Annotated in this window: 21 protein-coding genes; 13 read left to right on the top strand and 8 right to left on the bottom strand. The window is 40.9% G+C overall.

Annotated features, from left to right (window positions below; genetic code table 11):
- Window positions 1–22: 22 nt before the first annotated feature.
- Window positions 23–805 (bottom strand): alpha/beta hydrolase, encoded by a 783-nt coding sequence (locus NXR94_RS11815; protein WP_258104840.1) that lies wholly within the window; start codon window positions 803–805, stop codon window positions 23–25.
- A gap of 146 nt (window positions 806–951) precedes the next feature.
- Here NXR94_RS11815 and NXR94_RS11810 point away from each other — a divergent pair, with 146 nt between their 5' ends.
- From NXR94_RS11810 to NXR94_RS11785, 6 genes are all read left to right on the top strand, one after another.
- Complete coding sequence (locus tag NXR94_RS11810) at window positions 952–1,575, top strand: TetR/AcrR family transcriptional regulator (protein WP_258104839.1); 624 nt, start codon at window positions 952–954, stop codon at window positions 1,573–1,575.
- A gap of 77 nt (window positions 1,576–1,652) precedes the next feature.
- The gene (locus tag NXR94_RS11805; protein ID WP_258104838.1) at window positions 1,653–3,098 is read left to right on the top strand and encodes a TolC family protein; all 1,446 of its coding nucleotides are present in this window, start codon (window positions 1,653–1,655) and stop codon (window positions 3,096–3,098) included.
- Window positions 3,099–3,138: 40 nt separating this feature from the next.
- Window positions 3,139–4,281, top strand: a complete 1,143-nt coding sequence (locus NXR94_RS11800) for an efflux RND transporter periplasmic adaptor subunit (protein ID WP_258104837.1) — start codon at window positions 3,139–3,141, stop codon at window positions 4,279–4,281.
- A gap of 41 nt (window positions 4,282–4,322) precedes the next feature.
- Window positions 4,323–7,715: an efflux RND transporter permease subunit gene (locus NXR94_RS11795; protein ID WP_258104836.1), complete on the top strand. Its 3,393-nt coding sequence runs from the start codon at window positions 4,323–4,325 to the stop codon at window positions 7,713–7,715.
- Window positions 7,716–7,774: 59 nt separating this feature from the next.
- A complete protein-coding gene (locus tag NXR94_RS11790; RefSeq protein WP_258104835.1) occupies window positions 7,775–9,007 on the top strand; it encodes a metallophosphoesterase in 1,233 nt (410 codons plus the stop codon).
- Between the two features lie 70 nt (window positions 9,008–9,077).
- Window positions 9,078–10,436 (top strand): YhjD/YihY/BrkB family envelope integrity protein, encoded by a 1,359-nt coding sequence (locus tag NXR94_RS11785; protein ID WP_258104834.1) that lies wholly within the window; start codon window positions 9,078–9,080, stop codon window positions 10,434–10,436.
- Here NXR94_RS11785 and NXR94_RS11780 read toward each other — a convergent pair.
- From NXR94_RS11780 to NXR94_RS11765, 4 genes are read right to left on the bottom strand one after another with little or no spacing between them, the layout of a single operon-like run.
- Window positions 10,431–10,895 carry a DUF4442 domain-containing protein gene (locus NXR94_RS11780; protein ID WP_258104833.1) on the bottom strand — a complete coding sequence of 155 codons (465 nt, stop codon included), beginning with the start codon at window positions 10,893–10,895 and terminating at the stop codon, window positions 10,431–10,433. The genes NXR94_RS11785 and NXR94_RS11780 overlap by 6 nt on opposite strands.
- A 21-nt stretch (window positions 10,896–10,916) precedes the next feature.
- The gene (locus NXR94_RS11775) at window positions 10,917–11,459 is read right to left on the bottom strand and encodes a hypothetical protein (RefSeq protein WP_258104832.1); all 543 of its coding nucleotides are present in this window, start codon (window positions 11,457–11,459) and stop codon (window positions 10,917–10,919) included.
- 13 nt (window positions 11,460–11,472) lie between these two features.
- Window positions 11,473–11,859: a DUF1987 domain-containing protein gene (locus tag NXR94_RS11770; RefSeq protein WP_258104831.1), complete on the bottom strand. Its 387-nt coding sequence runs from the start codon at window positions 11,857–11,859 to the stop codon at window positions 11,473–11,475.
- 29 nt (window positions 11,860–11,888) lie between these two features.
- Window positions 11,889–12,449, bottom strand: a complete 561-nt coding sequence (locus tag NXR94_RS11765) for a SiaB family protein kinase (protein ID WP_258104830.1) — start codon at window positions 12,447–12,449, stop codon at window positions 11,889–11,891.
- 281 nt (window positions 12,450–12,730) lie between these two features.
- Between NXR94_RS11765 and NXR94_RS11760 the strand changes: the two genes are divergently transcribed.
- Genes NXR94_RS11760 through NXR94_RS11750 form a run of 3 tightly spaced genes read left to right on the top strand, consistent with a single transcriptional unit; the run spans window position 12,731 to window position 16,168 of the window.
- Window positions 12,731–14,632: a sensor histidine kinase gene (locus NXR94_RS11760; protein ID WP_258104829.1), complete on the top strand. Its 1,902-nt coding sequence runs from the start codon at window positions 12,731–12,733 to the stop codon at window positions 14,630–14,632.
- Between the two features lie 39 nt (window positions 14,633–14,671).
- Window positions 14,672–15,919: a response regulator gene (locus tag NXR94_RS11755; protein WP_258104828.1), complete on the top strand. Its 1,248-nt coding sequence runs from the start codon at window positions 14,672–14,674 to the stop codon at window positions 15,917–15,919.
- A 9-nt stretch (window positions 15,920–15,928) separates the two neighbouring features.
- Window positions 15,929–16,168, top strand: a complete 240-nt coding sequence (locus tag NXR94_RS11750; protein WP_258104827.1) for a hypothetical protein — start codon at window positions 15,929–15,931, stop codon at window positions 16,166–16,168.
- Window positions 16,169–16,202: 34 nt separating this feature from the next.
- Here NXR94_RS11750 and NXR94_RS11745 read toward each other — a convergent pair whose 3' ends face one another.
- Window positions 16,203–18,125: a SpoIIE family protein phosphatase gene (locus tag NXR94_RS11745; protein WP_258104826.1), complete on the bottom strand. Its 1,923-nt coding sequence runs from the start codon at window positions 18,123–18,125 to the stop codon at window positions 16,203–16,205.
- A 177-nt stretch (window positions 18,126–18,302) separates the two neighbouring features.
- On the opposite strand from NXR94_RS11745, the gene NXR94_RS11740 reads away from it, so the two are divergent.
- On the top strand, window positions 18,303–18,746 hold the full coding sequence (locus NXR94_RS11740) for a DUF302 domain-containing protein (RefSeq protein ID WP_258104825.1): 444 nt from the start codon (window positions 18,303–18,305) through the stop codon (window positions 18,744–18,746).
- A 2-nt stretch (window positions 18,747–18,748) separates the two neighbouring features.
- Here the strand turns inward: NXR94_RS11740 and NXR94_RS11735 are convergent, their stop codons facing one another.
- Window positions 18,749–19,276 (bottom strand): DUF2911 domain-containing protein, encoded by a 528-nt coding sequence (locus NXR94_RS11735; RefSeq protein ID WP_258104824.1) that lies wholly within the window; start codon window positions 19,274–19,276, stop codon window positions 18,749–18,751.
- Between the two features lie 111 nt (window positions 19,277–19,387).
- Between NXR94_RS11735 and NXR94_RS11730 the strand changes: the two genes are divergently transcribed.
- Window positions 19,388–19,645 (top strand): hypothetical protein, encoded by a 258-nt coding sequence (locus NXR94_RS11730; protein ID WP_258104823.1) that lies wholly within the window; start codon window positions 19,388–19,390, stop codon window positions 19,643–19,645.
- On the opposite strand, the gene NXR94_RS11725 is transcribed toward NXR94_RS11730, so the two are convergent.
- Entirely contained in the window at window positions 19,646–20,029 is a 384-nt protein-coding gene (locus NXR94_RS11725; protein ID WP_258104822.1) for a DUF3127 domain-containing protein, read from the bottom strand.
- Between the two features lie 327 nt (window positions 20,030–20,356).
- Here NXR94_RS11725 and NXR94_RS11720 point away from each other — a divergent pair, with 327 nt between their 5' ends.
- Window positions 20,357–21,160, top strand: a complete 804-nt coding sequence (locus tag NXR94_RS11720) for a SprB repeat-containing protein (RefSeq protein WP_258104821.1) — start codon at window positions 20,357–20,359, stop codon at window positions 21,158–21,160.
- 97 nt (window positions 21,161–21,257) lie between these two features.
- On the top strand, window positions 21,258–22,223 hold the full coding sequence (locus tag NXR94_RS11715) for a YheT family hydrolase (protein ID WP_258104820.1): 966 nt from the start codon (window positions 21,258–21,260) through the stop codon (window positions 22,221–22,223).
- Window positions 22,224–22,225: the final 2 nt, after the last annotated feature.

Genomic DNA, 22,225 nt, shown 5'->3' with positions numbered 1-22,225 from the left:
AAATAGAAGAATCTCCTAAAGATTAACCACCTTTTAGCAATCTTGAAACCAATGGTAATGACTTCTCAATCATTTTACCATGTCGGGACGGAATGATATGACAATGTATTTTTCGGCAATCCCTCAATTGACCCTTTATTTTTACCGGTGGGATGACAATATCTTCCTCACCCAAAATCACATGAATGATGACGGGAGTGGTGTTGAATTCCTCAGTAATAAGGGAGATTTTATACTTTAGGTTCTTCACATTCGTCCAGGTAGCATAGAGCTGAAGCCGCTTATCTCTTGTAGGGATTTGCTTGTTTGCGAATCGAATGAGTGATTTGGGAGCAAGACGTGTTTTTTCAGAAAACCAAAGAACCCCGTTCAGAATTAAGTCATTGGTCATAGCAAACTTAAAAAGCACATTTCCAATCGGATTGGTAGCCATCTTATACCATATGGATGGATAGATAGCATCCGGAGCGATCAGAAAGCAATACTCAATTCTGTCTCTGAAATTGAAAAGGGAAGAAATGGCATATCGGCCTCCCAGACTGAAACTTACAATAGAGAATTGATCAATTGACTCCGTCTCAAGGAAATTTTCCAGAATTTCTGCCCATCGAATTTTTGTCATCTCCTGATCAAGTGGTGGGCTGCTTCCATGGTGAGGTAAATCAATCAAATAAAGACGATAATCACTCTTTAAAGCCTCAATGTAGCTGCTGAATGCAGATAATTCCTGCCCGAAACCATGGAAGAAAAGGATGGATTTGGGACCATTTCCATGTTTAGAAAAATGAAGCTGAAATGGTTGCATGAAGTGCTAATCTAAAATTTTAAAAATAATTATCACTATTCCGAAACCCTATCAAATGAAGTACGTAGAAACGATGGAAACTATTTATATTGTAAAAGTTTCCTAAGTTTACATCCAGATTATAGACAAGACAAAACAAGAGAGCATTGGAAGCAAAAGAAAAAATAGTAGAAGGAGCAAAGCGATTATTCTTTCAATACGGGGTTCGGTCAGTCTCTATGGATGATGTAGCCAGAGAGTTGACGATGTCTAAGAAGACCCTGTATCAGTACTTTACGAACAAAGACGAACTCGTGAATGAGGTTTTAGAGGGTGCTATTGAAGAGGAGAAACACAGATTTTACAGCATTCCGGATGCAGCGGAAAATGCCGTTCACGAACTTTTTCTACTATCCAGCTGCATAAAAGAGACGGTGAATGCTATGCATCCATCGCTGATGTATGACCTGAAAAAATACCATGCTGAGGCATGGGGTGTATTTCAAAAATTCAAATATGAATTTATACGGGGTACCGTGGTAAAGAATATCAAGCGTGGAAAGCATGAGGGCTACTACAGAGAGCATATGAATGCAGAAGTAATTTCTACCCTGAGAGTGGAGACTATACAATTAGTATTCGATGGGGTATTTGCTAAACTGGATATTCCCTATGGAGAAATTCAGATGCAGCTATTCGAACATTTTGCCTTTGGATTGATGACCGACAAAGGAAACAAGCTCTTCGAGAATTACCTGAAAGACGGAGTAGAAAATGTATCCGTGTCGTAGGTGTCTAATGTGAGTTAAGAGAAAGAAGAATTAATACGAACTAAAATCAACTTAAAACCAAGTCAAAAGCAACAATCATGTTAAAGATTAAGAAGCTTATTGCGCTAGTTGTACTACTGGGCCCCACGATGGTTATGGCTCAGGGTGAAAATGCCGCCACCGCATTTTCCTTACAGGACTGTATAGACTATGCGCTTCAAAATGCCATTGACGTTCAGAATGCGAAGTTAGATGAACAGTCAGCGGAATTTAAGGTGAAGGAAACTGTGGGCATAGGGTTGCCCCAGGTAACCGGAAACGTTACCGTACAGAAGAGCCCGACACAGCAGCGATTCTTTTCGACATATAATCCTCCGCAACCGGGAGAGGAGCAGGGATTCTCTTTTATCAGCGAAGAAGATGCTCAGAGTCTAGGAATGGAAGCGGGTGATGTATTTGCAGCTCAGAACTTTTTCCAGCTTAAATCCAATGGCAATGCCAGCTTGGGAGTGAATCAGCTCATTTTTAACGGTTCTTATATTGTAGGTCTTCAGGCCTCACGGGCATTTAAGGAACTTTCTATAAGACAAACAAGTCATATCGAGGGTGAAAGAGCGGCTACCGTGGCTAAGGCCTATTTCAATGTTCTGATCAATGAGGATCGCCTGAAATTATTCTCCTCTAATGTGGACAGACTTCAGGTTCTATACGACAATACTGTTCAAATGCAAAAAAATGGTTTTGCAGAGCAAATTGATGTTGATCGCATCAGGGTATCTCTGAATAACATTGAATCCGAGGAGGAGAACTTCAAGAATTTGCTAAACCTCTCCATAAGTCTACTGAAGTTTCAAATGAACTATCCACTGGATCAACCGTTGGAATTGTCAGGAACGATAGAGGATGTTTTGAGTATGTCTGTTTCCAATGCTGAACCGGTGTTGGATGTGGATAACCGACGCGATTATCAGGTGCTTTTGGCCAACAAACGGCTGCAGGAATTAAATATTAAGAACAAGTATGCTGAAGCACTTCCATTTATTAGCGGGTTCGCCACATTGGGGTACAGTACCCAGTCCGGGTCTTTTGGTGGTCTGTTCAGAACTGAGAGTGACTTTAACGAGGTTCCCGGTCTAGGCCCGGATCAGTGGTACGGTTATTCTGTATTCGGCCTCAGGTTGGGGTGGAACATTTTTACAGGTTTCCAAAGAAGCTATCAGATCCAGCAGCAAAAAGTGGCATTGGCTAAAATGGAGAACTCAATCGATGAAATGGAAAATGCCATCAATATCGAAGTGGAGGACGCAAGTTCGACCTTTTCAAATGCATTAGAAAAACTGGATGTTCAAAGAGAAAACATGGAGTTGGCTCAGCGAATTTCAAATATTACACAAATCAAGTTTGAGGAGGGTGTTGGTTCCAACCTGGAAGTGGTGGATGCCAATAACTCATTGAAAGAAGCTCAAACTAACTATTACAATGCCCTTTTCGAAGCAGTAATTGCTAAGATCGATTTGAGCAGAGCATTAGGAACAACCGAATAAACTGAATAGAACTTTGAAAAATACTTATACAAACCGAGTGATGAAACAGATTTTCAAAATTAGCTATCTATCTATCCTGGTCGCCATTTTGTATGCATGTGGAGGATCAGAAGCAGCCAATGATAAACTGGCCGAACTTCAAAAGCTGAAAGACCAGCAGAAAGAACTTGAGCAGCAAATTGCTGAGCTCGAAGAAGAACTGATCGAAACAGGGATCATAAAGGTGAAAGTGGCAAATACGGTTCTTGTAACAGAGCTGAATATGAAACCACAACCCTTTGATCATAAGATAGATGTTCGAGGAGCCGTTTCTTCAAGAAAGAATGTGATTGTCTCAGCTGAAGCTATGGGTAAGATTCAATCCATCTATGTAAAGGAAGGACAAAAAGTATCAAGAGGAAAACTCCTTGCACAATTGGATGCAGATGTGTTGAGAAACAGCATTTTAGAGGTGAAGACACAGCTTGAGCTAGCTACAACAATTTATGATCGTCAGGCAAGCCTGTGGGAGCAAAATATTGGTACGGAGGTGCAGTACTTACAGGCCAAAAACAATAAGGAGTCTTTGGAAAACAAGTTAAAGACACTGAAATCGCAGTTGAATCAATACAATGTGTACGCTCCATTTGATGGTGTTATCGACGATGTCCCTGTAAGAGTTGGTGAAATGGCCCAACCTGGTATGCCTCTATTCAGAGTGGTGAGTCAGCGTGAAATGTACATTTCGGCGGACGTCTCTGAAGCATTTCTTGGAAGGTTTACTGAAGGCCAGAAAGTAGAGGTTTACTTTCCGTCAATGGATAAAACAGTCCTTTCAGTTATTCAGGCGGTTGGACAGGTGATCAAAAAAGAGAACCGTACTTTCAACATTGAAGTGAGCTTGCCGCGAGTTGATTTTCCGGTAAAACCGAACCAGGTAGTAGTACTGAACATGACCGATTATCACAACGAAGAAGCTTTAATCGTTCCTACCAAATTGATTCAAACGGATAGTAAGGGGAGCTATGTATATGAGTTGGTTAAGAATGGGGATACCACCAAAGCCAATAAAGTTTATATCAGCCCCGGAGTCACTTATAATCAGCAGACTGAAGTTGTAGGTGGGTTAGCCGCAGGTCAGACAATAGCTTTTGAAGGTTATCGAGACCTTGCTCAGGGAGTGATCGTCACGGTGAGGAAATAACATAGCTTCATTACATTTTTTAATCTAAGACATTTTTTAAGATGGCTGAAGAACCATATGAAATCAATACCAACAAGCAATTTGGGCTGACCACATTGTCGTTGAAAAACCGCACTACGGTGATGGTGCTTACCTTGATAGTGGTAGTGATGGGGCTTACAACCTATATAACACTGCCCAAAGAGAGTTTCCCTGAAATCCAGCAACCGATTGTTTATATCGGAACACCGCACCCAGGAAACTCGCCGGTAGATATGGAGAACCTGGTGACCAGGCCCATTGAAAAGGAAATCAACAGTATTGCCGAGGTGGACAATATTAAGTCGACCTCGGTACAGGATTATTCTACCATAATTGTTGAATTCACCTCTGATACGGACATTGAAGATGCGCTGATCAAAGTGAAGGATGCAGTGGATCGTGCCAAGCCAGATTTACCTGAATTGCAAACCGATCCAAATGTGTTTGAGATGAACTTCTCTGAGTTTCCTGTGATGAATATCAACCTGTCAGGTAACTACAGCATGGAGGAACTCAACGAGTATGCGGAGTACCTTGAAGATGAAATTGAAAAGATTACCGAGATCTCGAAAGTTGAGATTCGGGGGATTGACGAAAAAGAGCTCAAAATCAACGTGGACCCATATCAAATGGAGGCACGAGAGGTCAATTTCACAGACGTTGAAAATGCGATCAGGGCCGAAAATATTACCCTTTCGGGGGGAAGTGTAAAGGAAGGTGAAATTCGCAGATCTATCAGGATTGTTGGGGAATTTACTTACCCTGAAGAGGCCCTTGATGTGGTGATCAAGAGTGAAAAAGGAAACATTGTTTATCTCAGAGATATTGCGAAAGTTGACTTTGACTATAAGGAGAAGCAAAACTACGCCAGACTCAGAGGTAATCCGGTCGTGATGGTGGATGTGATCAAGCGAAGTGGTGAAAACCTTTTGATCGCGACAGATAAAATCAATGCTATTCTGGAAAAAGCTCAGGAAGAAGTATTTCCTGCAGACCTCGTAGTGACGAAAACCAATGATCAATCTGAACAGACACGTGAGTTGGTGAGCAGTCTTGAGAATAACATTATTGCGGGGGTAATTCTGGTGGTGCTTGTATTGCTCTTCTTCCTGGGAAGTAGAAATGCGCTTTTTGTGGGTATCGCTATTCCTCTTTCAATGTTCATGGCTTTCATGGTACTTGGAATGTTTGGTATCACGATCAATATGATGGTACTGTTCTCCTTGATTATGGCACTAGGTATGCTCGTGGATAATGGGATTGTGGTGGTGGAAAATGTTTACCGATTAATGGAAGAAGGAAATTCTCCTTTCGAAGCCACAAAACAAGGAGTTGGAGAGGTAGCATGGCCGATTATAGCCTCAACAGCTACCACGCTTGCGGCTTTCCTTCCGTTGGCTTTCTGGCCGGGATTGATGGGAGAGTTTATGAAATATCTGCCAATTACTCTGATGGTGACTTTGGGTTCTTCACTTTTTGTGGCCCTGGTTATCAATCCGGTATTGATCTCCACTTTGATGAAGTTGGATACAGGTGAAGTCAGAAAGAAAAGGGTGACCGTATTTGCACTCGTTGCTTTGGGACTTGGGATTTTTTTGGCATTAATTAAGGTGGTTGTACCGGGTAACTTATTTGCAATAGCCGGACTGATTACTTTGTTGAATGTCTATGTGCTTTCTCCGGCTTCAAGGAAGTTTCAAAGCACCTTTCTACCATGGTTAGAAGGATTGTATAAGTCTACCTTGAACTTTGCATTATCCGGTTGGAAGCCTGCATTGTTTTTCTGGGGGACTGTATTGATGTTCTTTTTCTCATTCGTATTAATGTCAGTATTTCCTCCTGACGTGGAGTATTTCCCAAAGACGGACCCTAAGTATATCAATGTATTTATTGAATACCCAGTAGGGACGGACATTGAAGAGACCAATGACTTTACCAAATCTATTGAGGAGAAGGTGATGAAGGTCGTGGATCCTTATTCGGATATTGTAGAGTCCATCATTGCCAATGTAGGGCAGGGGACCGCGGACCCGAATGACCCATCAGCTTTCGGTCAGCAGGATACGCCGAACAAAGCCAGGATTACCGTCAACTTTAAGGAGTTCAAATACAGGCATGGTGTTGACACCAAAGAGATTCTTGCGGAGATCAGGGGTGTTATGGAAGGCTATCCTGGTGTTGCGGTGACTGTGGATCAAAATGCAGATGGACCTCCAGCAGGTAAGCCAATAAGTATTGAGATATCTGGAATCGATTATGCTACTTTGATAGAAGTAACGGAGCGAATGAAGAAGACTATCAATGAATCGGGTATCGAAGGTATTGAGAAGCTGAAGGCTGACCTTGAAACTGGTAAACCGGAATTGGTGGTAAATATTGATCGTGAGAAGGCAAGACGGTTTGGTTTGTCTACCAGTTCTATTGCAACCGAGGTGAGAACTGCACTGTTTGGTAAAGAAATCTCCAAGTACAAAGAAGGGGAGGATGACTATGAAATTCAGCTTCGACTTATGGATAAGTACCGATATGATGTCGATGCACTAATGAACAAAAGTGTGGTATTCAGGGACCAGACATCTGGAAAGATGAAGAGTGTTCCGATCTCCTCTGTTGCTGAACCGGAATTAAGTTCGACGTATGGTTCTGTAAAAAGAAAAGATTTGAACCGTGTGATTACGCTTAGTTCGAATGTAGAAACCGGTTACAATGCTACGGAGATAAACAATGAAATTAAGGAGTTGTTGGCAGACTTTAGTATGCCTCCGGGATATGAGTTTAAATTTGGTGGTGAGCAGGAAAAGCAGGCTAAAGAGATGGCATTTCTAAGTAAAGCACTCGCCATCGCAGTTAGCTTGATCTTCCTGATCATTGTCGCACAATTCAATAAAGTAACAACACCCTTCATTATTATGATGTCGGTGTTGTTGAGTACTATCGGAGTGTTCCTGGGGCTGGTGGTCTTTCAGATGAACTTTGTGGTAATCATGACCATGATCGGAATTATTTCTCTTGCGGGAATTGTTGTGAATAATGCGATTGTATTGATAGACTTTATTGAGTTGAGTAGAGAGCGGAAGCGTCAGGAATTAGGAGTGGATAAGTTGCCTTTTGGAGAGATAGTAGAAGCTATCGCCACAGCTGGAGCAACAAGGTTACGTCCTGTGCTCTTAACGGCGATCACTACTATCCTGGGTTTGATTCCACTTGCAGTAGGTATCAACATAGACTTTATTAAGTTCCTGAGTACCTATGATGCCGATTTCTATATAGGAGGAGATAACGTTGCGTTTTGGGGACCAATGTCCTGGACGATCATTTTCGGGTTATCATTTGCAACATTCCTTACTCTGGTTATCGTACCAGTTATGTACCTGTTCTTTGCCAGAGTTAATAGATGGCTAGGACTTAGTTAAAATCCATAAATCAATGAGTAGGCGGTCTCACTTCAGTGAGATCGCCGTATAATTATCTTATGAGTCGGTTTTATACAATTATTCTCATATCCGTTCTTTACTTCTTGTTTGACTGGTATGTCTTTCAGGCGATCAGAATGGCCATCTCCGAATGGTCGTTGTCGGCTCGTAGGGTTACTTATATCATCTATTTCACGCTCTCGATTTCCTTCTTTCTGGGGGCGCTGTTTTACCGTTCACTCGATCCACAGATTTTCAAGAACCTGAGGCTCTTTCTACTTTCCGGCTTTCTAATCATGCTGGTTGGTAAACTCTTCGCCGCCATATTTTTATTGATTGATGATGCGAGGAGGGGAGTTGTGGCTTTAATAAACTTACTGCCACAGAAAGAGACTCCTATCGATGCTTCCAGGTCAGAGTTTATGGGAAAGGCAGCCTTAATTGCAGGAGCTGTGCCAGTGGTAACATTTAGTTTTGGTATTCTGTCCGGAGCTCATGATTACCGGGTGAGGAAAAGAGTGCTGCACCTGAAGAACCTACCAAAGTCATTTGACGGTATTAGAGTAGCACAGATATCCGATATCCATACCGGAAGTTTTTTCAATAAGACTGCGGTGGCAGGTGGGGTTGACCTCATCAATGCACAGAAGGCCGACATCGTATTTTTTACAGGCGATCTGGTAAATAGCGAAAGTGCCGAAGCAAAACCTTATCTCGATATTTTCAAAAAGGTGAAGGCACCAATGGGAGTCTATTCAACGATGGGTAACCATGATTATGGGGACTATAGTTCGTGGTCATCGCAAGAGGCTAAGCAAAAGGATATTTCCAATTTGCATGATATGCACCGATATATGGGATGGGATATTCTGTTGAATGAAAACAGGGTGATCACGGAAGGTGACGGGCAGATGGCTATTCTGGGGCTGGAAAACTGGGGCGCAGGAAGGTTCTCAAAATACGGGGATATGGAACGCACGATTAAGGGAACAGAAGAGATCCCTTTCAAGTTGCTTTTGTCTCATGACCCAAGCCATTGGGATGCTCAAATTTTGAAGGAATATCCTGGTATAGACCTATCTCTGGCCGGACATACCCATGGTATGCAGTTTGGAATAGAAATAGGTGATTTCCGTTGGAGTCCATCAAAATATATCTATGATCGTTGGGCTGACCTTTACCAGGAAGGCGATCAGTATCTGTACGTAAACAGGGGCTATGGTTTTATCGGTTATCCCGGACGTGTGGGAATCCTACCGGAGATTACTATTCTTGAACTAAAATCAGTCTAGCAGCCCTTAAAAAGTCATTCTCATTTTCAAAAATTAAACGGGGGTTATAAATTGAGAGAAATACCGGTTTATGGCGCTCAAATTCATTCTATCTATCCAAACCTTTTTCAAGGAAACCGTTTGGAATACTCCTCTTAACACACTTCCAAAATGGGAGGCCTTCCTTTACAGACAGGTCAGGATATGGATGATCACCTTCTCAGAATATCAAAAGGATAAATGTGGAGAGAAGGCATCAGCATTGACTTACTTTTCCTTGCTTTCCATCGTGCCGGTCCTTGCTATCGCCTTTGGGATTGGTCAGATGTTTGGTCTGAGAGAGTATATCCAAAGTGAGCTAAAGAGTTATTTCAGTGAGCAAGGTGAAATATTTGGTGATCAGGAAGTGGTGCTTGCAAAAGTGACAAGTTGGGCAGACAATATGTTGTCAGGATCAAGCGGAGGGATCATTTCGGGTGTGAGTGCGGTACTTTTGATCTATGCCGTGGCACGATTACTTAATAATGTTGAACATGCCTTCAATGATGTTTGGAATACCAAACAGGGGAGGTCTTTGAAGAGGAAGGTCACTGATTATATTTCAGTCATTTTTCTGGGTCCTATTATCCTCATCATCTCCAGCTCTACGGCAGTTCTCATTTCAGAAAGTATAGAGGAGATCACGAATCAATGGGCGCTTTTGGAATACATGAAGCCAACAATTTTATTATTGATCAAGCTTATTCCTTATACTCTGATCTGTTTCTTGCTGTTTCTGGTATACATTGTTTTTCCCAATACTTCCGTTAAGTTGAGACCGGCCTTTACTGCGGCCTTGTTTGCTGGAGCGGCTTTCCAGTTAACGCAATTCGCGTGGATCAACGGACAGGCATTCTTGTCAGGATATAGTGCGATATATGGAAGCTTTGCTGCCTTTCCTTTATTCTTGATTTGGTTACAGTTGAGCTGGTTGATTTTGCTATTGGGTGCTGAATTCGCTTACGCCATACAAAACGTATCGAACTGGACCTACTCGGATGAGGGAAAGCGACTGAGCAGAAGATTGCGAAAGAGGCTCCTCTTTATGGTGCTACATAAAATTGTCAAGCATTTTTCGGAGGAGGATGGGCCCCTTTCATTCCAACAGCTCACCGAAGGTTTGTTTATCCCGAACAGATTTGTGCATGAAGTACTTAATAATCTGGAGCGTGCAGGATTAGTTTCTCGTGTAAAAACTTCCAAAGATGATGGTAATGAGTACTATCAGCCATCAGTAGATGTTAGCAAACTTGACGTCCATCTCGTCCTTAGAAAGCTCGATCTGGTGGGTGTTCTCGATTTGAATAAACTAGAGGATAACCCAACATTCAAAGCTGTGGATGAAGCTTTGATTCACATTGAAAGTTATGGAAAGACCTCTGAGGGGAATAAACTGATAAAGGATTTATGACCTTAGTTTGTACGACCATGTAAAAAAGAATTCAGCGACAACCGTACCGTCACTTTGAGTACCAATAGTCTTAAATGTTTTGGTTACGGCTTTCTTCGTTTGAATGCATTCACTTATGGCTTCTTCAACTTTGTGACCATCTGCACATTTAAAGGTTACTTTCCTGGTGGCCTTTTTTAGGAAGTTTGATTGCATTCCAACAATAATGAAGGCAATGGAATTTTCATTTTTGTTAATGGCCGTAAAGGAAAGGATAGCGGTTGACATTTCGGCGGCCATGCTCTGAACCGCGAAATACATGGATTGGAATGGGTTTTTATTGAGCCATTTAAAAGGTACCGACACACTACAGGAGGTGTTATCAACCTCTTTTATTTTTAATCCGACGAGCAGGCCTAATGGAAGTTGCCGAATGAGAAAGACTTTGAATTTCCAGGATTTTAAGAATGACTCCGTCATGGGTCAGGAGAGGAGTGGAAGCTAGGATTGTGGCTGTGCCTTGGCGAACTTGAGTTCGTTTTCCTCGACTTGCCCCTTGATGATTTTCTTCTTCTCTCGATTCATAAAGAAGTTCTCCAGTCTGGACTCCAAAAACTTAACAAGGAAGAATATCCCAATGAATAAAAGGTACTCTAAATAGTAGCTATTTTTGAAGTTGTTTTCGATCCAGGGCTGTACAACCACCTGTTCCAGAATGAATAGTCCAATGGCAACAGTAAGCATAATGGTCGAAGCTCGTCTACCCATTTTCGCTTCCGCCAGTTGAAAAATGGTCTTTGTCAGTTCCTGATTTTTGTCCTTGATCTCTTCGTTCTGTTCACGAATTTGGATGTTGGCACTATCCAATTTTTTCTGAAGTCGATCCGATACCCGGGTGATAACTTTTGCCTGAGCAACGAGTTCCTCATAATCATCTGAAAATTCCTCCAATTGCTCTTTATAGATGGAGTGATTCTCAATCTGAGTTCTAAACTCTTTAAGCCGCTTTATTTCCTCATGATAGAGCTCTCTAGGGGTATCCATTCCTTCAAATTAGCTAAAACTCCTCTATTTCTACGAAGTTGAAGTCTAAATCTAATAAATCGGCATAATCTTCACCAGCCTCCATCATGTCTTCATCATCTTCTTCGTAGCACCAGTTAATTGTCAAATCTTTGTCTGAGTCTTGCATCTTAACCAGCTTTTTGAACACATCAAAGAGGCATTTGGATGAACTGGTATTAAAGTACTCAAACGAAAAATTAACAGTTACCTCATTAATATCGTCGTTTTCAATAATGTTGTCAAGTATTTCGTGAACCTTTTCATAAAACAGTATGGAGTTTTCAGGACTAGATCTTCCCTTCAGCTCCAGAATGTTCGTGTCAGGATCAAAACTTACTAGCGGTGTAACTCTTGTGGGTTCAATGAATACTCTTTCCATAAAATATGAAACTACCTCTTCTGTCCTTTTTATATTTCTCTGGGTAATCTTACTTGCAATGTAAAGTACGAAATCTTGTCAGTCACCTCCTGAAACTTGTATCTCAGTTTTTGACCTCCTGTTTTCCTGGCAATATCTATAAAACCTAAACCTCCGGTTCCCTTCTCAGAGAACTCTTGTTCGTTAAGCGCTTTTTTATACAGATCTCGAAGTTCATCCGGGTTGACTGAATTTATCTCATCCAATCTCGCCTTTATTTCCTCTACCTTATCAGTAGGAACATAGTTTCCTGTTTGTAAACTGTAAAATCTTTTACGAGCGGCAATCAGTATTAAAGCTGATTGGGAGTCGTAACTACTTATCTTCATCTCATCCGTAGTTACCTCATCAAGATGGTAGTAAAGATTTTGAACACATTCGGTAGCTACATTGTAGAACTTTTTCTTGACCTTCCTGTTTTCTTCCAACTCCTCCAATCTTTCTTCCAAAGTCGCGATCATGGAAGTCACCAAATCGAAAGTCAACTCTCCTTTGTATAAAAGGATAATATTTTGGTCGTAAATGTTTTTGTAGCTCCTTAGATAATCCATAGTGCTATTGGCGTATTCGATTTAGTGCTGTTTAGTTTGGAAATCTAAAACAGAATCTTGTTTAAATCCAAATCAATTCAAAGTTCACCTTATTTGGTTTAAGATTTCATAAATCTTGTGCTCCGTGAAATTAATGCAATTCCTGTAACCAAGGCATGTTTTTTTGGATCATTCTAAATAATGGACAAATAAAAATTGAATTAGGGGTTATTGATATTATTTTAAAAATGCGTAGATTGTAGGTTAATTAATACAGCGATTTACAACCAACCACTAATTACATGCTAAAGAAAGACGTATATGCGATAGCGTACGTGATAACGATGCTAATCGTAGCAGGTGCTGTAGCCTATTACATTTTCTTCCTTCAAAAAGACATCATTAACGTTTTCAACAACGACCCCAAAATGGTCCAAACAGCGACTAATCAAAGCGCGCTGGGTCAGCAAATGACCAAGGCTGCTATGGGTATGCGTTACGCTGAGAACGAAAGAAACTTTGTCTTTTTCAAGGTAGAATTGGGTAGAGCTCTTCCTGAATGGAGAAAAAACCATGAGGCTTTAATCTCAGGTGATTCTGATTTAAAACTTCTACAACCCGAAAAGTCAGCTGAGTACGATAAGCTGCAGGAGGAATTGAGGTATTACTATTCTGAAATGGATATTAATGCCAGCAATCTTATTGGTCTTGATTTCACGACCAACAGTTCTGATGTGAATTATTTATCTCTAAGTAATTCCTTCCAGGCATTGGTGAATACGGTCAATAAGTACGAAACTGCGGCAGACAATATTGCCGATTTTCTTGTGAACGAAGCACAATTGAGAAAAACAGAATTCTCATTAGCCGAGAAGATCATCTTTGCATTCTTCTTTGGACTTATTCTCTTACAGGCCATGTTTGTTTTCAGGCCGTTAGTGAAGTTGGCGGGTGATAATTACCTGTCGGCGAACGCTGCCTATATCAAAGTGAAGAAGTCAGAAGAAGAGCTGAAGGTCAACTACCAAAAGCAGAAGATCATTAACAAGAAGCTCTACATGTCCCGAAAGGAACTTGAGGAGAATAACAAGAAACTTCAGGCTTCTGAGGCAAAATTGTTGAAGAGTTCAGAGGAACAAATTAAGATTAACGAACAGTTGATCAATGCCCAGAATGAACTAAATGAAGCATATAAGAAGCTTCAAAATTCTGAGGTTGAAATCCGGGAACTGGCTGATAAGCAGTTGCAGGATAACGAAAAACTTTTCCTTGCGGAGAAGAAGATTAAGGAAACGCTTAAGCTGGAGCAACAGAGTAAAGAGGAGCTTAACAACGCACTTCATTCACTTAAAAGTGCTCAGTCGCAATTGGTTCACTCAGAAAAGATGGCCTCGCTTGGTCAGCTTACTGCGGGTATTGCCCACGAGATCAATAACCCAATCAACTTTATTTCGTCCGGTATGACATCCATAAAGATGTCCATCGAGTCATTGCGAGAGATTGCAGATGAATACTCCAGATTGGATGAGGAGGATGCTGATCCGGCTGAAGTGATTGAGAATATCAGAGAGCTAAAAGAGGATCATGAGTATGAAGAGATGATGGAAGAGCTTGACGAATTGATCAAGGACGTTAACTATGGTGTGACAAGAACCATAGAGATCGTGAAAGGTCTAAGGGTATTCTCCAGATTGGATGAGGAGGAAGTGAAGACCGCAAACATCAATGAAAACATCGATGCTACGCTGACTTTGTTAAGAAACAAAACAAAGAACAAAGTGAAGATATCCAAGTTTTATGATGATAAGATGAAAGATGTCGAATGCTATCCAGGTCAGTTGAATCAGGTCTTCATGAATATTCTGAATAACGCGGTTCAGGCGATGCCTGAGGATAAGAAAGATGCTGAAATTACCATCTACACTGAGGAGTTAGAGGATAATGTGGCCATTAGAATAAAGGATAATGGCTCTGGTATTCCGGATGAAATTAAGAATAGAATCTGGGAACCTTTCTTCACGACTAAGCCTGTTGGAGAGGGTACCGGTTTAGGTATGTCCATTACCTACGGTATCATTGAAAAACATGGTGGTAAAATTGAATTGGCCAGTGAGATTGGTCAGGGAACTGAATTTGCTATTACTTTGCCAAAAAAGGTAGTAAAGAAGGTAAAACAATCCTCTCAAAAGGTAGTTGAGGGTTAATTTTGAAAATCAGCTAAAACTTAGAAACCGACGGCAAGAATGCAAGAAATTGAAAATGAGGTGAAAGAGGACTCTGGGAAGAAAAAAAAGAAGTATTCACTTCTTTATGTAGATGATGAAGCTACTAACCTCAGAGTGTTTAAGTCAAATTTCAGGAAGTTTTTTAACGTACACACAACTACCAACCCTTTAGAGGCGATTGATATCCTTAAGGAAAATGAAATTCAGGTGATCGTTACAGATCAGCGAATGCCTGAAATGACAGGTACGGAGTTGCTTGAGAAAATTCTTCCTGATTACCCTGAATTGATCAAAATCATCCTAACAGGCTTTACTGACATTGAGGCTATTAAGGATGGGATTAACAGGTGCGGTATTCATAAATACATTACCAAACCATGGAATTTTGAGGAAATGAAGGGAGTGCTCGATCGGGCCATGGAAACTTATCAGAGTGCCATGGATAGTGATGAGCACGTTAAAGAACTTCAGGAATCTAATGTTGAGCTTGAGAACAGGGTTCGGGAAAGAACCAAGGAGCTTAACATGATGAATAAGAGGCTTATTGATAGCATCAGATATGCAGGTCTTCTGCAGCAGTCTATGCTTCCAAATGAGCGTTATCTCAAGAGGATTTTTGATGAGCATTTTGTTTTGTATAAAACGAAGTATCTCTTCAGCGAAGAATTTTTGTGGACCACAAGTTTAAACTTCAGATCAGAAGATTACACTGTTGCAGCCCTGATAGAATTCGATGGTAAAGGGATTGTTGGGTCATTGAAAACATTGATTGCAGATTCAGTTCTCAATGATCTTATTCAAGACAGAAAAATTTTCCATACCGGAGATATTATCAAAGAGCTTAAGGCAGAAATTGATGCTGCCGGATCAGCTGAATTGCAATGTGATATGAAGGTATCCGTGGCACTTTTTGATAATAATGAAAATACCATGCAGTTCAGTGGTATTGACCAGGATATGATCGTTTTCCAGAATGGAAAAATGATGGTCCTTGAAGGTGAGCCGGGAGAGAATTATCAGGATTTGATGGCGGAGAAAATCCCAATGGTAGAAGGTTCTACGTATTATATGTTCTCCAATGGCTTTTATAAGCAGGAGAATCAGGATGGCGTTAAATTTTCTCAGGAAAAGTTTGAGGAAATGCTCAAATCAATTCAAGATAAGAGCATGGAGGATCAGTATACGTTTTTGAATCAAACGCTGGAAGACTGGATAGGAGAGTCCGGGTTGACCGATGATGTTTCGGTATTCGGATTTAAATATTAATGGAATAACATGGCTTTAAAAGCAAGTAACTATAAAAATTGGTGCGGGGATAACATTAGTCCTCAGGCGTGGACCAGAGTAGTGTTAAAATGCCTGACGCTAGTGCGTGAACGAGGGCTTTCGATCACCGAGATGGAACAAACGGATCCGGATATTGAATTGGATGAGGAGCTACTAGAAGCTATCAACCAGACTTTACTGGAATTATATGACGTAACAGTAGACGAAACACTACTAGTAAGGTATTGAGATAGATTCTATCTCAATACCTTTTCAATATCTTCTAGATCTCAATACCTAACACAAGTACATCATCTGTTTGAGGAGTGTTTTGTTTCCATTTATCGAACGCTTCCTCCAGTGCAACTTTCTTATCGGATAGACTCACTGAACTTTCTTGTATCAGGGCTTTGAGATTCTTACCCATGAACTTCTTATCTTGAGGACCACCAAACTGATCCTGAAAGCCATCAGAAGCGAGGAATAATCTATCGCCTTCAGATAGCTGAATTTCTTCTTTATTGATCACAGCGGCAGCTTCTCTTTCATCACCTTCTATTCCTCCGATCATAACTTTAGGACTTCGATAGGTGGTTAACTCATTGTTTCTAACTAGGTACAGAGGTATGCCGGCTCCTGAGAATTCCATTTTGAGGTCATCAAGGTTGATGACACAAATACCAATCTCCATACCGTCTCGATTTTCTTCATTATCCCTTTGTAGCTCCATTTTAATAAGCTTATCAAGACGCGCAAGGATTTTATTGGGATCCAGGTAATTCTGGTAATAAATGATGTTAGTGAGCTGATTACTACCCATAATAGACATAATAGCTCCAGGAACGCCGTGACCTGTACAGTCTGCACATGCGATTACCAGGTATTCACTTCTACCTTGACGTATCCTTTCAAACCAGTAAAAATCGCCGCTTACCACATCCTTTGGCTTGAAGATCACAAATGCGTCATTAACTAATTTGCTTATCGAGTTCAGGTCAGGAAGAATGGCATTTTGAATTCTTTGGGCGTAGATAATACTGTCAGAAATCTGTTGATTAACATTTTCTAAAAGGTGTTTTTGCTTCTCGATTTCTGCCTTTTGTTGCTCAAGTTTCTGGTTTGACTCTTTTTGTTCGTGTATGCGATCCATCAGGGACTTGGAAGAAGTAGCCAGGAGCTTTCCTAGTTTTCCTATTTCATCATTGCCGGTGATGTCAATTTTAACATTCAGGTTTCCACTACCAATTTCTTCTGCGTATTCACTCAATTTTACGATAGGTCGTACAAATAAATTGGCTGCAACAAGAGCCAAAATCAATGAGGCTCCAAGTACTGCGAGGATGATCAGGAGTATCTGGCTTTGAACGTCTTTGAGGGGTGCATTAACCGACTCCTTGTCTGTGCTGACGCACAGTATCCAGTCATTGCCTTCATAATTTAGATAGCTCTGCTGATGAGCTACAAAGTAGAGGTCATTATCAGTTTCAACCACATTAACCCTGGATGATCCTTTTGCATCCTTAATCAAATCAAAGTCATTGAAAGCTGATTTTAGTGGGGTGGAGGATGGATCGTTACTGTAAAGGATGAGTCCGTTCTGATCGATCAGGTTTACATTTAGCCTAACCGTGCTGTCGCCGGAAAGACTGATATCGCCCATGATTTTGAAGAGTTCATCTAGCAGAATGCTTCCCACAAGGACTCCTGAGGGGTTCTGGTCAAACAGATCATTAACTGTGGCGCCAAACTGCATGATCACACGATCCAGTTCCGGAGAAATCGAAACCGCCATGGTTGACGGAGTTTCAGGAGATAGCTTCTTCCACAACAAGTTGGTGGTATCACTTTTACCTACAGATTGTCTTTTACTGTCTGCCACCCGAACACCCTCCATGTTGTAGAACGTAAAGTTGTAATACAGGTCATTGAGGTTTTCCAGTTCTTGAAGCCTGGAGGTCAGCTCCTCAGAAGAGATGTCTCCAATTCGAAAGTAAGGGTTCTTAGTTGCCATTCGAACATCATTAATTCTGGAGAATATGAATTGTTCGATGTTTGAAATGGTAGACTCCGCCTGTTTAGTGACGCTGATGAGTATTTCCTCGCTATAGGTTTTCTTTACTTTTAGATTCGTGAAGACAAAAATGACAGATGATGAAACCACCACTAGAAATAAACACAATAAGGTGAGCTTGGCATAGATATTCATATGTCTATGTAGAAGTTAGGGTTTGGTTAGTTTAGGTAAAACTACATTGCAATTATGACATTGTAATTAATCAAAACTAAAACACTTTTTGAAAGTGATTTTTATAAAATAATCCTGTTTTTTTAGTTTTTTGGGCTGATGAATCCTTTATTTTGAGGTTGATTGAAATTGCTATTGATGAAAAAATCACTGCTATTTACCTCCCTGGCATTAATTACCTTCATTGCAAGCGCGCAAAATCTTACTATTTACAGGAGTTCTTTGTCCGTTGATGAGACAGTGACAAAGATTGAAGGCATCATAAAGTCCCATGATTTGAAGTTTTTTGAGACGGTAAATCATGATGCGATAGCCAAAGAGCGCGGAAAGGAGATACCGCCCACAAGAAGTATTCTTTTTGAAGATCCGGATTTAACCACACAACTAATCTCCTGTCAACCCACCACAGCTTTGGATCTACCTTTAGAGATACTGGTATGGGAAGAGTATGGAGATGTTTATATTGGTTTTATGGACCCCAAGTTTATGACCAAAAGGTTTATGGTTTCCGGCTGTGATGAAACGATAACTTCCATGACCAGACTCATGGTGAGAGTAGCGAATGAAGCTATCAGGCGTTGAGCTTATTCTGTGAGGTTGAGTGCAAAGCGAAGATACTCCCAGTGGAATACTAGCTGATTATCCTCAAAGTAGAATTTGAGCCTTTCCTGGTATTCCTTTACGATATCCGGTTCGATTTGAATGGTGAGGGCATTTTTACTCTCATCGTAATTATAAGCTCCCCACTGATCCCATTCTTCGTTGAATATAATTGTCCACTTTTGGCTATCCGGAATGGTAAATACCGAATACTTCCCGGCAGGGAGAAGTTCATTTTGGATGTGGATGGGTTTGGAAGTACTGAACACCGTAGCTTCATTTGCACCGGTACGCCAGATGTTGCCATAAGGGACCAGATCCCCCCAAATCTTTCTCTCCTTTACTCCAGGACTACTGTAAGCAATAGAAACGGAAGAAAAGGCGAGTTGTGTAGAATCAAGAGCAAGCGGAGAAGGCCTTCCTTCACTGGTTTTTCGTGAACAGGATGAAAGGAGAATTATCCAAATAACAGAATACAACAAATAGGCTTTAATGGACATTACTGTGTTCATTTTTGAGCAATAGGCTGGACTCATATTTGGTTAATCTATTGATTTTTAATGATTTACGGGTATAGGTACGTTTTTTGATATTCAATTATACACCAAACTAATCAAAAGATAATGGGAATAATTGGAATCGAAATACCTGATATTAACGAACAACAAGACATTGAAGTTCAAGTAATTATCAACGGTAAAAGGCAAACGTACAAATACCGGGTTGAGTTTTTTTACTGGAATGATTGTCCTGACCCCAAAGAGCACAAAGTTGATTGCTTAAAACATATAGTTTCCGGCTATGATTCGGGTTGGCAATTAAGTCAGATTGGACTGCCAACCGAAGCATATATTCCGGTTACATTCAAACAAAAGAACTAATTAAAAGGGCAGATCATCATCTGCTGCTGAGCTTTGATCCATCCAGGAATCTTCTGTTGATGGAGGGGGAGGTGTATCCATTGATGGGGCCGAAGGTTCAGGTGATCCAGTTTTCTCTAACCTCCAGGCTTGTAAGCTATTGAAGTAGTTTGTTTCACCTTTTTGATTTGTCCACTTCCTGCCTTTCAGGTTAAAATTGACATTAATTTTATCTCCGACATTAAAGGAGTCCAATTGTTGACAATTATTTTGAATGAGTTCGAATTTTAAAAATTCGGGATATTGTGGATTATCTGCATATTCAACCACAAACTCTCTTTTCTTGAATGACTCTGTAACGTTCTGAGTCTCGAATTTCTCTATTAATTTGCCCTCAATATTCATTGTCTCTTCTTTAATTAAAACACAAATAAAAAGTTCTCTATAGGCTTATGAAAAAATCCAAGAAGATATTTTTTATTCTTTCTCTGATTTTCATTCTAATCATGCTTTATATCGCATACGATATCAATAAAAGAACCACCTGGCCAGGTTCCGACATAAACCTTAAAGAGAGGATTACTAAGGAGCTGGACAAATAAGTGCCTGATGGCAATGCCATTTGATTGACAATCGACCCTTTCTAAATCATGTAGATACATTTACTTTGGACTCGCTTGGGTATTGAAGTAAGCATTGGTTAACTTTTAATAGTAATAGTAAAACCTTGCGATGAAAAATCTTTTTATTCCAATTTTAGTAGTAGTGATTTCACTTCTAATTTCATGTTCAAGTGGAAAGGAGGAGCCGAAGGTTGACTGTTCCGAGAGTGATATTGCGTTGTCTTTGGCTGATACGCTTCGGCCTGACTGCACGAAAGCGGGTTCCATAACAGTAAATGCCACAGGTGGAGGGGGAGAATATCTTTATAAAATTAATGGAGCTAAAGAACAGCCTTCGGCTACGTTTTCAGATTTGGGTGCCGGGTTCTATCAATTGTCAGTTACGGACAATAATGGCTGTACAGCCACACTGGATGTTACGCTTGAGGCGGTGCCTGGTTCGGTGACGGCAGTTGCTGATCAAACCATGGATGCAGGATGTGAGGGAAGTTCAGGTGAGATTATGGTGACTGCTTCAGGGGGCGATGGCGTTTATAAGTATAGTCTTGATGGTGGAACGGCCGTCGATACAACTGAATTCGGTAGCTTAAGTGCAGGAGAACATACCATGAAGGTAACCGATGGGGAAGGATGCAGTACTACTATAGATGTGTATGTCCGTACCGGAGTTAGTCTTGCAGACGATATTATGCCTCTCGTGAATGCCAATTGTGCGACCAGCACTGATTGTCATAAATCAGGGCAAAGCGAACGTCCGGTTTTCGAGAATAATCCATCTGCGGTGATTGAGAATTCGGCCAATGTTAAAGAATTTACGCAATCTGGTTATATGCCTTTTGATGATACCACACTGAGTCAGGAGCAAATTGATCTGATCGCTTGTTGGGTCGACGACGGAGCACTTGATAACTAAACATTCCCGAGATTCGTCTTCCCATAAGTTCTTGAGCTAGTTAGCTTCGCTAATTGCGGGAGGCTTACTTAAGGCGGTTGATTGCTATTTTTGCCACATGCCATTGATCGATGAGTCCAGCTATCGAAGACCATTTTATCTGTTGAATGGTCACTGGGAGACTATTTTTCCTTCCATCATATCAAAGGGACCGGAGGTTCCGTTTCAAAGGGAACGTCTTGAGTTGCCTGATGGTGACTTTTTGGATATTGATTTCCTAAGGAAAAAAGCGCATACACGGTGTATGGTGATTTCTCATGGGCTTGAGGGTAGTTCAGATAAATATTATGTTCGGCGCACTGCTGATTATTTCCATCAACGAGGTTGGGATATTGCTGCCTGGAGTTGTCGCAGCTGTAGTGGAGAAATGAACAGACTACCCAGATTTTACCACCATGGTGAAACAAAGGATCTGGGATATACTGTTGGGAATGTGCTTGATAGAAGCTACCAGGAAGTTATACTTTTTGGCTATTCAATGGGTGCCAGTATGAGTCTGAAGTATTTAGGTGAAAAACAAAGAGATAAGAGAATTATAGGAGCTATAACCTTTTCAGTTCCGTGTAACCTTAAGGAAAGTTCTGATAGGCTGAGAGAGAAGGAAAATCATGTTTATGAAAAGCGGTTTTTGGATAAGCTGATTGAAAAGATCAAACTCAAAGCACAAATGTTTCCGGATCAAATTGACCTTTCAGGCTTGGAGGAGTTGGATAATTTTGACCATTTCCATGAAAGATATACTGCTCCCCTACATGGGTTTCGAGACGCTGCAGATTTTTTTGAGCAATCCACCTGCGATCAATTTCTCAGTAACATCACCGTTCCGGTGTTAATTGTTAATGCGCTTAATGATCCCATGCTCGGTGATAAATGTAACCCAAGGGATATAGCTCGCGAAAGCAAATCAGTTCACCTGGAAACACCAAAACACGGAGGACATGCTGGTTTTTTGATTAGTGCATTCAAGCGATACAGCTGGATGGAGATAAGGTCGGAGAAATTTCTAAATGAAGTGATCTTATAGCA

The organism is Marinoscillum sp. MHG1-6, assembly GCF_024714475.1.
Classification (GTDB): Bacteria; Bacteroidota; Bacteroidia; order Cytophagales; family Cyclobacteriaceae; genus JAMZMI01.
Note: the sequence above shows the minus strand (reverse complement) of the source record. Positions and strands in the feature narration are given on the sequence as shown.

Coding starts and splice junctions, on each gene's coding strand:
- NXR94_RS11815 (WP_258104840.1), bottom strand. CDS start 805: ATGCAACCATTTCAGCTTCATTTTTCTAAACATGGAAATGGTCCCAAA.
- NXR94_RS11805 (WP_258104838.1), top strand. CDS start 1,653: ATGTTAAAGATTAAGAAGCTTATTGCGCTAGTTGTACTACTGGGCCCC.
- NXR94_RS11800 (WP_258104837.1), top strand. CDS start 3,139: ATGAAACAGATTTTCAAAATTAGCTATCTATCTATCCTGGTCGCCATT.
- NXR94_RS11795 (WP_258104836.1), top strand. CDS start 4,323: ATGGCTGAAGAACCATATGAAATCAATACCAACAAGCAATTTGGGCTG.
- NXR94_RS11790 (WP_258104835.1), top strand. CDS start 7,775: ATGAGTCGGTTTTATACAATTATTCTCATATCCGTTCTTTACTTCTTG.
- NXR94_RS11785 (WP_258104834.1), top strand. CDS start 9,078: ATGGCGCTCAAATTCATTCTATCTATCCAAACCTTTTTCAAGGAAACC.
- NXR94_RS11780 (WP_258104833.1), bottom strand. CDS start 10,895: ATGACGGAGTCATTCTTAAAATCCTGGAAATTCAAAGTCTTTCTCATT.
- NXR94_RS11775 (WP_258104832.1), bottom strand. CDS start 11,459: ATGGATACCCCTAGAGAGCTCTATCATGAGGAAATAAAGCGGCTTAAA.
- NXR94_RS11770 (WP_258104831.1), bottom strand. CDS start 11,859: ATGGAAAGAGTATTCATTGAACCCACAAGAGTTACACCGCTAGTAAGT.
- NXR94_RS11765 (WP_258104830.1), bottom strand. CDS start 12,449: ATGGATTATCTAAGGAGCTACAAAAACATTTACGACCAAAATATTATC.
- NXR94_RS11760 (WP_258104829.1), top strand. CDS start 12,731: ATGCTAAAGAAAGACGTATATGCGATAGCGTACGTGATAACGATGCTA.
- NXR94_RS11755 (WP_258104828.1), top strand. CDS start 14,672: ATGCAAGAAATTGAAAATGAGGTGAAAGAGGACTCTGGGAAGAAAAAA.
- NXR94_RS11750 (WP_258104827.1), top strand. CDS start 15,929: ATGGCTTTAAAAGCAAGTAACTATAAAAATTGGTGCGGGGATAACATT.
- NXR94_RS11745 (WP_258104826.1), bottom strand. CDS start 18,125: ATGAATATCTATGCCAAGCTCACCTTATTGTGTTTATTTCTAGTGGTG.
- NXR94_RS11740 (WP_258104825.1), top strand. CDS start 18,303: ATGAAAAAATCACTGCTATTTACCTCCCTGGCATTAATTACCTTCATT.
- NXR94_RS11735 (WP_258104824.1), bottom strand. CDS start 19,276: ATGAACACAGTAATGTCCATTAAAGCCTATTTGTTGTATTCTGTTATT.
- NXR94_RS11730 (WP_258104823.1), top strand. CDS start 19,388: ATGGGAATAATTGGAATCGAAATACCTGATATTAACGAACAACAAGAC.
- NXR94_RS11725 (WP_258104822.1), bottom strand. CDS start 20,029: ATGAATATTGAGGGCAAATTAATAGAGAAATTCGAGACTCAGAACGTT.
- NXR94_RS11720 (WP_258104821.1), top strand. CDS start 20,357: ATGAAAAATCTTTTTATTCCAATTTTAGTAGTAGTGATTTCACTTCTA.
- NXR94_RS11715 (WP_258104820.1), top strand. CDS start 21,258: ATGCCATTGATCGATGAGTCCAGCTATCGAAGACCATTTTATCTGTTG.